Origin of the sequence: Pontiella sp. (assembly GCF_041622395.1) — a bacterium.
Lineage (GTDB): Bacteria > Verrucomicrobiota > Kiritimatiellia > Kiritimatiellales > Pontiellaceae > Pontiella.
The window spans coordinates 1-12,055 of sequence record NZ_JBFJYW010000093.1 but is presented as its reverse complement, the minus strand read 5'-3'; the positions used below and the strand labels follow the sequence as shown (position 1 = coordinate 12,055).

Sequence of the window (12,055 nt, the reverse complement as noted above, 5' to 3'; positions counted from 1 at the left end):
GTTGCGGAAGTGGCCGTCGATGCCGTAGTGGAGCAACATCGGCACCAGCCCCGACTGCCAGTCGTTGCAATGAACGATATCGGGTTTCATCGCCCACTCGTCGATCAGTCGAACGACCGCCTTTTGGAAAAAGAGGAAGCGTTCGAAATTGTCGGCATAGCCGTGGTCGTGCGCGCCGTAGATGCCGGGGCGGTCGAAAAACTCGTGGCTTTGGATGAAGTAGGTGGTCACCCGCTCGTACTCCTGCTTCCAGACGGTGCCGCGGTACCAGGCGTGCCCCAGCGGAACGTGCAGCTCCACGTCGCACTTTTCCAATCGGTATTTTTCGCGGTCGATGTCCTGATAGAGCGGGAGCATGCGGATGGTTTCGACGTCCTGCTTCGCCAAGGCCTTGGGCAAAGAGGCCAAAACATCTCCTAGACCGCCTGTCGATGCAAATGGTACGGTTTCACTGCTTACAAATATGACTTTCATACAAACCCTATAATGATTTGCGCTACACCATAAAGGAACCCGCCATGAGCTTCGATACCCAAATCCTTCAATTTATCTCCTCCCCCGGCTATCGACCCATGAAACAGCACGAGCTGGCCCGGGCCCTCAACGTCGTCTCCAAAGGCCAACGGGCCGACTTCCGCCACGACCTCTATGCGCTCGAGTCCGCCGGCAAGATCACCCGCCTGCGCAAAAACCGCTGGAGCCTGCCGGAGGCCGTGAACGAAGTGGTCGGCACGATCAAGATGATGGCCAATGGCGGCGCCATCTTCATCCCCGACACCGCGGGCGAATCGGAAATCTATCTTTCCGAACGCAACTGCGGCGTCGCCCTGCCCGACGATAAGGTGGCGATCGAGATTTTCCATTCGGAATATGCCGAACGGCAACGGGTACGGCGCAGCCAGACCGACCTGCGGGCGGAAGGCCGGGTGACCAAGGTGCTCGAACGCAAAACCACCACCACCGTCGGGCTGCTGAAGCATACGCACTTCTATTCGTATGTCATCCCCGACGCGCCCGGCTTCAAGCACGATATCCGGATCGACGATACGCAGAACATTCCGGGCGACCACAAGGTGCTCGTGAAGCTCAACGACTGGATCGACCCCTACAAACCGCTGACGGGTTCCATCCTCGAAGATCTCGGCGAAAAGTCGGCCCCCGGCGTGGATGTCGACAGCTTGCTGGCCGACGCCGGCATCCGCGAGGAGTTCCCGGACGATGTCGTGGCCGAAGCCAATGCGCTCTCCGGCGAAGTGACGCCCGAAAAAATGGTTGGCCGCCGCGACCTGCGCGACGCCGTCACCTTCACCATCGACCCCGAAACCGCCAAGGACTACGACGATGCCGTATCGCTCGAACCGCACCCGGCCGGCGGCTGGTCGCTCGGCGTGCACATCGCCGACGTCTCGACCTACGTCACGCCCGGCTCGCTGATCGACCAGGAGGCGTTCCAGCGCGGCAACAGCATCTACCTCGTCGATCGCGCCGTAATGATGCTGCCGAAGGAACTGACCACCAAGGTCTGCAGCCTCAACCCCGAAAACGACCACCTCTCCCACTCCGTCGAAGTCCATTTGAGCGATGCGGGCGAAATCCTCGGCTACGAAACCTTCCCCTCCGTCATCCATTCCAAGGCGCGGCTCACCTACACCCAGGTGCAGCGGTTTATCGAAGGCAAACCGGACCACGCCATTCCCGGCATCGTGCTGCAGCGGCTCGAAAACCTCTGGCCGCTGACGCAGAAGGTGCGCGCCCTGCGCGTCGCCAACGGATCGGTCGAAATCAACACGCCCGAAATCGAGATCAAGCTCAACGACCAAGGCAAAATCGAGAAGATGATGCCGCGGTCGGAATCGAAGCAGGCCTACGGACTGATCGAAGACTGCATGCTGCTGGCCAACCGCGCCGTCGCCGAAATCCTTCTCAAGGCCGGGCACCCGGCCATCTACCGCGTGCACGACGAGCCGGACGAAGAGCAGTGGGCCGCCATGGGCATGGAGTTGCAGGCCCTCGGCATCGCCGCCCTGCCGCAGACGCGGCAGGAGATCAACCAAGCCATCCGGCTGGCGTCCGGCACGGCGGTCGAATACACCGCCAACCTCGCCATCCTGCGCAACTTCAAGCGCGCCGAATATTCCACCACCCAGATTGGCCACTTCGGGCTGGCGTTCGACGACTACACCCACTTCACCTCGCCGATCCGCCGCTACCCCGACCTGCTCGTGCACCGCATGCTCAAGGCCGTCGAAAAAGGACAGGAGTCCGGCATGGGCACCCAGCAGATCGAACAGATCGCCATGCACTGCAACGAAACCGAGCGCAAAGCCGACGAACTCGAAAAGAAGAGCATCGAGACCAAGCGGATCGAATATTATTCCGAACTCATGAACGCGTCGCTCGCCGCCACCTTCAAGGGCTTCATCATCGCCATCAAGGGCAAGGGCATGATCGTCGAACTGCCCGACTCGCTCCAGCGCGGCATGATCACCTTCGCCTCCATCACCTCCGACTGGCTGGTCGCCAATGCGGAGATGACCCAGGCGCAGACCAAATCCGGCAAGGTGATGTTCACCATCGGACAGGAAGTTGAAGTGGAACTGGCCAAGGTCGACAGCGCCCGCAACTTCATCGACTTCGTTCTCGCCGGCCAGTCGCCGCAACCCCGCCGTCGCGAGCGCAAGCGCCGCATCGAACCCGACATGAAAACCGGGCGGCCCCGCCAACGCGGCAAGCACCGCCGCAGGCGCTAACCCCGGCACGGCGGCCGCGCTCCCCTCCCATCCCCCCGAAGAGGACAACCGTATGAATTCCATTGTCAAAATCCTACTGGCCATCGGACTCGCAAGCGCACCCGGCTGTGCGCGATTTACCAAGCCGGTGGAGTGGCACGACGAACAAGGCCTGAAAATCGTCCATTTCATCGAAGCCAATTACGACATCCCAATCGACGAGATGTCGCAACGCGAGGGGATCTACACCAAGGGGTGGGCCTATTGGAAATCCTTCCAGTGGCACCAAGGAACCTGCATCGAGATCTTCGGGGTCCTCTCCCCGGAGCAGCAAAACAAGATCCTTGAATCGACTGCGGCCCTGATCGAGGAACATGGATACCACGGCGTTAAAGTCGTCTTCTACGAACGGTCGCTTTTCGAGAGATACGAAAGCGGCTCTTCGCGGCATCCGCCAAAGGTGATCCGGACCATGGTGTTCGAATAAGGGACTATGCCCGATCGGGCGTCTGCCGGGACAACTCGAGCAGTTCGATCCAGGTGTAGACGGGAACATCGACGGGATAGTCGACGGGCTGGTTGTTGTCCACGGCAACCACCTTGGCCCCGGCGGAAAGAGCGGCTTCGATGCCGATCAACTGGTCTTCGAACACGAGCGTCTTCTCCGGGGCAACCTGTAGCTTCCGGATGGTCACCTCCACGATTTCCGGATCGGGCTTGCGTTTTTTCACATCGCTGACGGTGGTGATGCAGTCGAAATATTTCAGCATGCCGGCGCTTTCCAACGCGGGCAGGACGAAGGAGAGCGGCGAATTGGTCGCCAGCGCCATCGGCATCTTGCCGTGCCACCATTCGAGGAATTCGCGGGCCCCGGCAAAGAGCTCGGCCACGAAAATCTCCTGCACCCGTTCGCGCTTGTGCCGCAGCACCTGCTCGGGATCCAGCGCCAGGCCATAGCGTTCGTTGAGCGTTTCAGTGAACCAGGTGCTGTGCTTGCTGAAAAATTCGTGATGCTCGTTGGGCTTCAGCCGGTAGCCGCTGTGCGCAAATACGGCGTCGGCAAATGCCTGCGAGTGGTATTTCCCCGAATCGATCAGGGTTCCGTCCAAATCCAAAATGAACGCGTTATAGTCCCAAAGTTTCATGGTTAAGCATTTCCCTTGCGGTTTTAACGACCTCGATGGTTTCGACCATTTTAATACTGTCCAAATCCTGTTTTGAATAGTTTTGAACGGAGGAATTTCGCAAAACGCGGTGTTGGGGGCCGTAGGGGCCGACGCGCAGCGGGTCGGTGGGCCCGAAGATGGCCAGGCACGGGGTGCCCGTGGCGGAGGCCATGTGCATGGGCCCCGAATCGACCGTCACGACGAGATCGGCCGCCTGCAGCACGCCGCCCAATTCGAGCAACGACGTCTTCCCGCAGAGGTTGACCGCCGCCCCTTCCGGCAGGGCGTTTTCGATTTTCGCGCAGGTATCCGCGTCGGCCGGCGCCCCCACGAGGACGATTTGGACCTCCAGATGCTCGCCCAGTTCAACGAACCGTTTCGCCGGCCAATTCTTGGCCGCGTGGCGCGAACAGGGCGCAAAAACCACCACGGGCTTCTTTTGCAGGCACGGAAAATCGACCTGCGGGAAGCGGATCGGGAATTCAACCGGCGCCTGCGGTTTTTCCAGGAACCGCAACACGTCGAGGTTTTCCTCTACGGCATGGCGGTTCTTGTTTTTTTTGCCCACGACGGCCGTGTAGAAAAGCCGGGCCCCTTCGCGCTGGAAAGAAGGCCCGAGAATCTTCGCCCCCCGGCTTCGCTTCGCCATGCGGCACACCAGCGCGCTCTTCAGCAGCCCTTGCAGATCAACGACGAGGTCGTAGGTTTCGGCACGCAGCGTTTCGCGGAATGGGCCCAGATTCGCCAGCGGCTTGCGGCGCGGAAAAGGGATCACTTGCCGGACATCGGTGAAGCATTCCGCCAAGCCGACATATTCGGTATTGACCACCCAATCGATCTCCGCGCCATAGGCCTGCTTCAGCAGATGCACCGTCGGCAACGCATGGAACAGATCCCCCAGCGAACTGGTTTTGACGATCAGGATCCGCATACAAAACGCTAGGCCGCGCCGCAGAGGGTCAGGATCACCGCTTTCTGGGCGTGGAGGCGGTTTTCCGCTTCGTCGAACACGATCGATTGCGGACCGTCGATGACCTCGGCGGTCTGTTCGCAGCCGCGGATGGCGGGCAGGCAGTTCATGAAGATCGCATCGGGCTTGGCGTGCGCCATCAGTTCGCGGTTCACCTGGTACGGCATGAACTTGGCGATCCGCGCCTCTTCCTGATCCTTCGGAATGTGGTAGCTCATCCACGAGTCGGTATAGACGACGTCGGCATCCTTGATCGCCTTAACCGGATCGTCGGTCACGAAAACGGAACCGCCCGATGCGGCGGCATAGGCCGTGCAGTCGGCCACGACATCCGCCCGCGGGGAATAGTCTTCGCCTGCGGGAGAACCGACGCTCACATGCATGCCCATCTTGGTTCCGCCGAACATCAGCGAGTGCGTCACGTTGTTGAAGCCGTCGCCGAGGTAGGCCAGCTTCAGCCCGGCCAGCTTGCCCTTCTTTTCCTCGATCGCCTGGAGGTCGGCGAGGATCTGGCAGGGATGGCTGTCGTCGGTCAGCGCGTTGATGACGGGCACGGTGGCATAGTCGGCCATCTCCAACAGGTCCTGGTGCTTGAACAGGCGCGCCATGATCACGTCCACGAAGCGCGATGCGGTCTTGACGGAATCGCTGATGCTCTCCTTGCCGCTGCCCATCGGCGACGTGCTGGTGTTGTAGTAAATCGCGTGGCCGCCCATCTGGGTCATGCCGGCCTCGAACGACAGGCGCGTGCGCAGGCTGGGTTTTTCAAAAATCATCAGCAGCGTCTTGCGCGCCATGGCATCCTGGTATTTCGCCGGATTGGATTTCACATCCTTGGCCAGATCCAGCACCTCCCGGATCTTCTCCGGGCTCCATTTCTTCAGGGAAATCAAATGTTCCATAGTACTTCCTTGTGATGCGTGAAACGTGACGGGTGAACCGCGCAACGCGAGCCGCGTATCCGCGGCCCGATCGCCTCCCGTCATGGTTCGGGTTTATAGTCGTCGTAATATTGGTTTACTTCGTCCTGCCGCCCGAAGGTGGTCAGGATCAGCGCCGCGCGGATCCACATGCCGTTGCGCATCTGCCGCCAGTAGACGGCGTGCGGATCGTTGTCGATTTCGGTGCTGATCTCCTGGCGGCGCGGCAGCGGATGCATGATCACGGCCGAATCCTTGATCACGGCCATGTGTTCCGCGCCGATCCGGAAGCTGGACGTATCGATCGAGCTGCTCTCGCCGCGCAGGTCCCACTCGTCCTGGATGCGGGTCATGTAGATCGCGTCCGCATCGGGCATCACCGCGGCGAAATCGTCGGTCACCACATAGCGGGTTCCGGCCGCATCCAGCAGATCGAGGATATCCCGCCCGATCTGGAGGGACTCCGGCGCAACGAAATAGAGCGTCACGTCATCGTAGAGCGTCAGCAACCAGGCCAGCGAGCGTACCGTCCGCCCCCGGGCAAGATCCCCGACGAATACGATATTCTTGCCGTCCACGCCGCCGATCTTCTCGAAGCTGCGTTTAAGCGTATAGATGTCCAGTAGCGCCTGCGTCGGATGCTGGTCGGCGCCCGACCCGGCATTGAGGATGGGAATTTCGCGCTTGGTGTGGGCCATCATCCAAGCCACGCGTTCGGCGAACCCGCCCTTGGGGTGGCGCATGATGATCATGTCGGCATAGGAGCTGAAGGTCCGGACCGAATCCTCCGGCGACTCGCCCTTCACTTCGCTCGAGGTCGAACTGTCGCGCACGTCCATCGTGTCGAGCCCGAGAATCTGGCAGGCGGCATTGAACGAGAGATAGGTCCGCGACGAAGGCTGGGCGAAATAGAGCATCGCCCGCTTATCGCACAGCAACGTCTTCAGGAAGTTGGCCCCCTCGCGCCGCTTGTTGATGCGCTTGATCCGCGTGGCCAACGCGCACAGATCCCGGATCTTTTTGCGCGAAAACTGCTGGGCAATCAGCGTGTGAGGCGGCGTACCGTCAAAATAGGCGCCCTTTTCGGTCAGCGGCAGTGCCTTGAAGTCCTGCCATGAAATTCCACTTAGTTTTTTATCCGTATCCATCGCTCCGTACCCCTCTCAGGAAACCAATGATAATAACGGGCCCGGGCATAAAGTCCACCCTTCCGGGCCGGGATTTCTCCGCCCCCCCGGGGTCCCTAACGGGCAAGAATATGGATGGCCAGAAAGATCCAGAATGCAAAGAAACTGAAAATGGACAGACTCTTGTTGAACAGGTAGAAATGGTCCTTCGGATCCAGCAGCAAGGCCGGTTCGCCCACTTCGACCATCGAATGCGCCTGCACCATGATTTCCTTCACCTTGCCCTTCGACGGGGACAGCAGCTCGGTTAAATCCATGGCTTTGCGCAATTCGGTTACCCGGGCCAAGGCCTCGTCCATGCTGGCCTTGGTGCGGGCCACGCTTTCCTTGCGCTCCGCGACGCCGGCATCGGTGGCGCCGTTGTTGACGGCGTTTTTATAGGCCAGTTCCATCCGGCTATGCTGGTTCTTGGCGGAGGTGTAGTCGTTCTTGGCTTTCTCGAAATCGGCTTCGATATGGTCGCGGCGAAGCGAGGCCAGCAACGTCTTTTCACTGACGGAGTCGCCCACGGCCACGTTGACGCTCGCCACCGCCCCGGCGACTTCGAAGGCCACCGCCACTTCCCGCGGATGCTTTTTCAGGACCTTGTCGGATGGATACCACGCATCCTTGATCGCCCAAAGACAGAGGAAAAAAAAGATTCCAGCAAGCACGAGAAAATCGTTGGTTCCTTTGATGTTGTACTTCCGTTTCGCCGGCATAAATCGCTCCCAAATTCAAAAGCCCATAGGTTTACAAACGACCCAAGACTTGTCCATCCCCAAATGATTAGAACCCCATGAGTGGACAATTTACACGGCATTCCCCGCCGCCCAGCGCCTTTTCTTTGATTTAAAACAAAAGATCTTTGCCTCTGGCATGGTTCGTGATACGAACCATTCGCCATGAAAACTATTTCACAGGAACAATTCATCGAGTTTATGTCGGAGGCGCTGCCGGAGCTGGTTTCTTCGGTCATGCGCGAGGATACGGGAGCGGTCGCGAAGGGCGATATTTCAATGCCGCAGTTCTGGGCCTTGCACTACATCGACCAACTGGGCGAGCTGACCGTAAACCAGCTGGCGAGCGAGTTGAATCGCAGTAAATCGTCGACATCGGCCCTGCTCCAGCGGCTGGAAAAGAGCGGCATGATCAAACGCGAACGCGGAACCCAGGATCAACGCGTTGTCCATATTTCCCTAACCGCGAAGGGCAAGAAGCTGGTGGACCGGCTGGTGGCCAACCGCAAGCAGGGAATCCGTAAAACCTACTCGACGCTTACGCCCACCGAACGCACCCAACATATGCAAATGATCCAGAAAATCATGAAACATGCGCGCAACGCGGCACTGGTGGCGGCCCTCCTGCTGCCGACCCTTTCGATGGCGCAGACCACCAACACCTACTCGCTCGACGAAAGCATCCGGATCGGCCTCAAGCGTTCGATCTCGGTGGCCAACGCCGCGCGCGAACGCGAAATTGCGGGCGCCGTGCGCAAACGGGCCATTTCGCAGGCGATGCCGAAACTGACGGGCACCGCCAACTATACCAGCTTCGATTCCGACAACATCAGCGGCTCCGAGAGCAAGGGCGTCGGCGCGGCGGCAAGCTGGGAAATCTTTTCGGGCGGCCGCACCCTTTCGGCCATCCGCGCGTCGAAATCGTACCGCGAACTGACCGCCCACCAGGAGCGCCAGGTACGCGCCACGCAGGTACGCGACATTGCGCTGGCCTACTACGAAGTCCAACTGGCGAAGGAACAGGTGGCCGCGCGCGCCCAGTCGGTCGGGCAACTCGCCGACTTCGAGGCGGAAACCCAGAAGAAACACGATGCCGGAACCGTTTCGGAGTTCGACTGGCTCAGCGCCCGGGTTTCGCTCGCCAATGAAAGGCCCTACCTGATCGCGGCCGAAAACGCGCTGGCACTCGCGCGCGAAGGCTTCCGCAACCTGACCTTCATCGATGACGAAAATTTCGAGCTGACCGATCCGCTGGCCTACCGGCCGATCGAGGTCAACCTCGACCAAGCCATTCTCCTCGGGCTGGCGAAACGCCCCGAACTGCTGGAAATGGAAAGCACGGTCGAACTGCGCGCGGAAGACATCGCCCAGCAGAAGAGCGACTACTACCCCGCCCTGAGCGTGTTCGCCAACTACGACTATTCGAAACCCGACCCGTACGCGTTCTATCTGGGCGAAACCGGATGGAAGGGCCATTGGAACACGGGCGTGCAGGCCACCTGGAACTTGTTCGACGGCGGATCGCGCAAGGCCAACGTGGCCGAGAGCAAGCTCAACCTGGCGATCGCGGAGGATGAATATCGCGATCTCGAGCGGTATGTGGAGCTGGATGTCAAGACCGCCTGGTTGCGCGGCCGCGATGCCGCCGAAGTGATCGAGGCCACCGAAGAGACCGTCAACCTGGCCACCCGCGCGCTCGAAATCGCGCGGTCGCGGTTCGATGCCGGGCTGGGCACCAACCTAGAGGTCACCCAGGCCAACGTGGAGCTGAGCGATGCCCGCCTCGCGCGTTCGCGTGCGCTTTACGAATACATGGTGGCCGCCACCCAACTGAAATACGCCGTCGGCATCCTTTTAGAGGAGTATGAATAATGAGTTTGCAAAAGAACACCGTAAGAATCCTTTTAGCCGTCCTCGCCGTAGGCTTGCTGTTGCTCATCGTGGTGCTCGCCATGCTGAAGCCCGCCGAGAAGCCCCTGCCGGCAGACACCGAAGCGGCGGTCCCCGTCTCGACGCTGACGGTCGAGTTGACCAGTACACCGGACACCGTATTCCTCCCGGCCCTCATCGAGGCCAACGTCAACGCCACGCTTGCGGCAGAAAAGGCAGGGCGCATCGTACAGATCAAGGTCGACCGCGGCGACCGGGTTGAAAAGGACCAGCTGCTGCTGCAGATCGACGACCGCATCTGGCAGGCCAACCTGAAACAGGCCAACATTGCCGCCACGGACGCCCGCAAAAACCACGAACGCTTCAAGCAGCTGCAAGCGTCCGGCGCCGTGGCCGACAGCGAGTTCGACAGCATCGAGGCCGCCTCCATCCGCGCCGAGGCCATGGCCACCGAAGCCGAGATCAATATCGAGCAGTGCCGCGTCGAATCGCCGATTGCCGGCACGGTGAACGATCGCTATGTCGAGGAGGGCGAATATGTCCAGCCCGGCACCCCGGTCTTCCAGGTGGTCGATACCGCCACGCTCAAGGTGGTGGCGCAGATTCCGGAAAAGGATATCTATTCGATCCACGTCGGCCAGCCGATCCGGTTTACCATCCAGCCGCTCAAGGGCCGCACCTTTGAAGGCCGGGTGACCTTCGTGGCGGCCCAGGCCGACGGGCGCAACAACGCCTTCCGCACCGAGATCACGGTCGACAATTCCGATGGCACCCTGCGCCCCGGCATGATCGCGCAGGTCGAATTCCAGCGCGGCCTCTGCGAACGAATGGTCTCGTTGCCGATGTCCGCCGTCTTGCCTTCGAAGGGCGACCACATCGTCTATCTCGCGGTCGACGGCCAGGCCGTCCGCCGCAAGGTCCACCTCGAAGCCATCACCCGCGAGCGCGCCCTGATCTACGAGGGACTGGAGCAAGGCGAAATCGTGATTACCGAAGGCAACCGCACGCTGAGCGACGGCCAGCGGATTGAAATCGTCGAAGAGGGTTCGGCGCGATGATCATCACCAATTATGCCATCAAGTTCCGGACGGCGGTGTTCGTGTTCATTGCGGTGCTGGTTATCATGGGCTTCAAGGCCTACCAGAACCTGCCGCGCGAAGGCTCGCCCGACATTACGATCCCGCAGGTCTTCGTGACCATCATCCATCCGGGCACCGCGCCGGAGGACATGGAAAACCTCGTCTGCATCCCGATCGAGAAAAAGCTCAACGAGCTCGGCAGCGTGAAGAACATTACGGCCATGGCGGCCGACAGCGTGGTGGTCTTCACGATCGAATACCTCGCGGGCGTCGATGTCGACACCGCCATCCAGCGCGTGAAGGACAAGATCGACCTCGCGCGCCCCGACCTGCCCGACGATCTCGACGAGCCCGTCGTGGAGGGCCTGAACTTCAGCACCGACATCCCCATCATGCGCTTCGCCCTCTCCGGCGACCCCGACACGGAACGGCTGAAAAGCACGGCCGAATTCCTGCAGGATGAGATCGAGAATATTTCCGGGGTGAAAGAGGCGCGCATCGTCGGCACGCGCGAACGCGAAATCCGAATCGAATTCGACCTGCCCCGCCTCGTGGCCTACAACATTCCAATCCATGAGGTCGTCGGGCTGGTTTCCAGAGAAAACGTCACGATGTCGGCCGGCATGCTGGAGGTGGACCGCAACAAGGTCCAGGTGCGCATCCCCGGCGAATTCGTACTCGCCTCCGACATCCGCGACCTGGTGGTGGTGCAGCGCGAAAACCGCCCGATCTACCTGCGCGACATCGCCTCCGTCACCGACACCTACAAGGATCTTGAAAGCATCTCGCGCATCAATGGCGAAACCGCCGTCACGGTCGAGATCTACAAGCGCGCGGGCGAAAACTCCGTCAGCCTGATCGATACCGTGAAACGGTTCGTCAATCAGGACCGGCTCCCGCAGGGCATCAGGATCACGGTCGTGCAGGACGACTCGAAGGATATCCGCGACATGCTCGCCGAACTGGAAAACAACATGGCGTCGGGCTTCTTCCTCGTGATCGTCGTGCTGCTGGTTTTCATGGGGCGCCGCAACAGTCTGTTCGTCGGGCTTGCCATTCCCTTCTCGATGCTGCTGTCGTTCACGATCATGTCGCTGATGGGGATCACGATGAACATGGTCGTGCTCTTTGCGCTGATTTTGGCCGTCGGCATGCTGGTCGACAACGGCATCGTGATCGTTGAAAATATCTACCGCCTGCACTGCGAGGGCCTATCCCGCCACGAAGCGGCGCGGCAGGGCGCGGCGGAGGTGGCCTGGCCGGTTTTGACCTCGACGCTTACCACGCTCGCCGCCTTTTCTCCGCTGCTGTTCTGGCCCGACATCATGGGCGAGTTCATGAGCTATATCCCGCAGACCCTCATCATCACCCTATCCTCCTCGCTCTTCGTTGCGC

The 12,055-nt window shown here is 60.4% G+C and carries 11 protein-coding genes; 5 read left to right on the top strand and 6 right to left on the bottom strand.

What is annotated here, in order from left to right:
• Positions 1 to 474: glycogen/starch synthase (locus ABYO54_RS07240; RefSeq protein ID WP_372807578.1), on the bottom strand; the 474-nt coding region annotated here is incomplete at its 3' end.
• Positions 475 to 518: 44 nt separating this feature from the next.
• Here ABYO54_RS07240 and ABYO54_RS07235 point away from each other — a divergent pair.
• The gene (locus tag ABYO54_RS07235) at positions 519 to 2,750 is read left to right on the top strand and encodes a ribonuclease R family protein (RefSeq protein WP_372807577.1); all 2,232 of its coding nucleotides are present in this window, start codon (positions 519 to 521) and stop codon (positions 2,748 to 2,750) included.
• A gap of 52 nt (positions 2,751 to 2,802) precedes the next feature.
• Entirely contained in the window at positions 2,803 to 3,216 is a 414-nt protein-coding gene (locus tag ABYO54_RS07230; protein WP_372807576.1) for a hypothetical protein, read from the top strand.
• A gap of 4 nt (positions 3,217 to 3,220) precedes the next feature.
• Here ABYO54_RS07230 and ABYO54_RS07225 read toward each other — a convergent pair whose 3' ends face one another.
• The 5 genes from ABYO54_RS07225 to ABYO54_RS07205 all read right to left on the bottom strand — a co-directional run bounded on the left by ABYO54_RS07225 (position 3,221) and on the right by ABYO54_RS07205 (position 7,673).
• Complete coding sequence (locus ABYO54_RS07225) at positions 3,221 to 3,874, bottom strand: HAD family hydrolase (RefSeq protein WP_372807575.1); 654 nt, start codon at positions 3,872 to 3,874, stop codon at positions 3,221 to 3,223.
• Positions 3,855 to 4,826, bottom strand: a complete 972-nt coding sequence (locus tag ABYO54_RS07220) for a glycosyltransferase family 9 protein (protein WP_372807574.1) — start codon at positions 4,824 to 4,826, stop codon at positions 3,855 to 3,857. Before ABYO54_RS07220 ends, ABYO54_RS07225 begins: the two co-directional genes overlap by 20 nt.
• 8 nt (positions 4,827 to 4,834) lie before the next feature.
• Positions 4,835 to 5,767, bottom strand: a complete 933-nt coding sequence (gene argF / locus ABYO54_RS07215; RefSeq protein WP_372807573.1) for an ornithine carbamoyltransferase — start codon at positions 5,765 to 5,767, stop codon at positions 4,835 to 4,837.
• Positions 5,768 to 5,847: 80 nt separating this feature from the next.
• Positions 5,848 to 6,933: an aspartate carbamoyltransferase gene (gene pyrB, locus ABYO54_RS07210; protein ID WP_372807572.1), complete on the bottom strand. Its 1,086-nt coding sequence runs from the start codon at positions 6,931 to 6,933 to the stop codon at positions 5,848 to 5,850.
• A 95-nt stretch (positions 6,934 to 7,028) separates the two neighbouring features.
• On the bottom strand, positions 7,029 to 7,673 hold the full coding sequence (locus ABYO54_RS07205) for a hypothetical protein (protein ID WP_372807571.1): 645 nt from the start codon (positions 7,671 to 7,673) through the stop codon (positions 7,029 to 7,031).
• Between the two features lie 183 nt (positions 7,674 to 7,856).
• Between ABYO54_RS07205 and ABYO54_RS07200 the strand changes: the two genes are divergently transcribed.
• The 3 genes from ABYO54_RS07200 to ABYO54_RS07190 all read left to right on the top strand — a co-directional run.
• Positions 7,857 to 9,563: a TolC family protein gene (locus tag ABYO54_RS07200; RefSeq protein WP_372807570.1), complete on the top strand. Its 1,707-nt coding sequence runs from the start codon at positions 7,857 to 7,859 to the stop codon at positions 9,561 to 9,563.
• Positions 9,563 to 10,639, top strand: coding sequence for an efflux RND transporter periplasmic adaptor subunit (locus tag ABYO54_RS07195; RefSeq protein WP_372807569.1), 1,077 nt, complete (start codon positions 9,563 to 9,565; stop codon positions 10,637 to 10,639). The genes ABYO54_RS07200 and ABYO54_RS07195 overlap by 1 nt, the downstream gene beginning before the upstream one ends.
• A partial coding sequence (locus ABYO54_RS07190) for an efflux RND transporter permease subunit (protein WP_372807568.1) occupies positions 10,636 to 12,055 on the top strand: 1,420 nt, incomplete at its 3' end. The genes ABYO54_RS07195 and ABYO54_RS07190, both read left to right, overlap by 4 nt.

Coding starts and splice junctions, on each gene's coding strand:
- ABYO54_RS07235 (WP_372807577.1), top strand. CDS start 519: ATGAGCTTCGATACCCAAATCCTTCAATTTATCTCCTCCCCCGGCTAT.
- ABYO54_RS07230 (WP_372807576.1), top strand. CDS start 2,803: ATGAATTCCATTGTCAAAATCCTACTGGCCATCGGACTCGCAAGCGCA.
- ABYO54_RS07225 (WP_372807575.1), bottom strand. CDS start 3,874: ATGAAACTTTGGGACTATAACGCGTTCATTTTGGATTTGGACGGAACC.
- ABYO54_RS07220 (WP_372807574.1), bottom strand. CDS start 4,826: ATGCGGATCCTGATCGTCAAAACCAGTTCGCTGGGGGATCTGTTCCAT.
- argF (WP_372807573.1), bottom strand. CDS start 5,767: ATGGAACATTTGATTTCCCTGAAGAAATGGAGCCCGGAGAAGATCCGG.
- pyrB (WP_372807572.1), bottom strand. CDS start 6,933: ATGGATACGGATAAAAAACTAAGTGGAATTTCATGGCAGGACTTCAAG.
- ABYO54_RS07205 (WP_372807571.1), bottom strand. CDS start 7,673: ATGCCGGCGAAACGGAAGTACAACATCAAAGGAACCAACGATTTTCTC.
- ABYO54_RS07200 (WP_372807570.1), top strand. CDS start 7,857: ATGAAAACTATTTCACAGGAACAATTCATCGAGTTTATGTCGGAGGCG.
- ABYO54_RS07195 (WP_372807569.1), top strand. CDS start 9,563: ATGAGTTTGCAAAAGAACACCGTAAGAATCCTTTTAGCCGTCCTCGCC.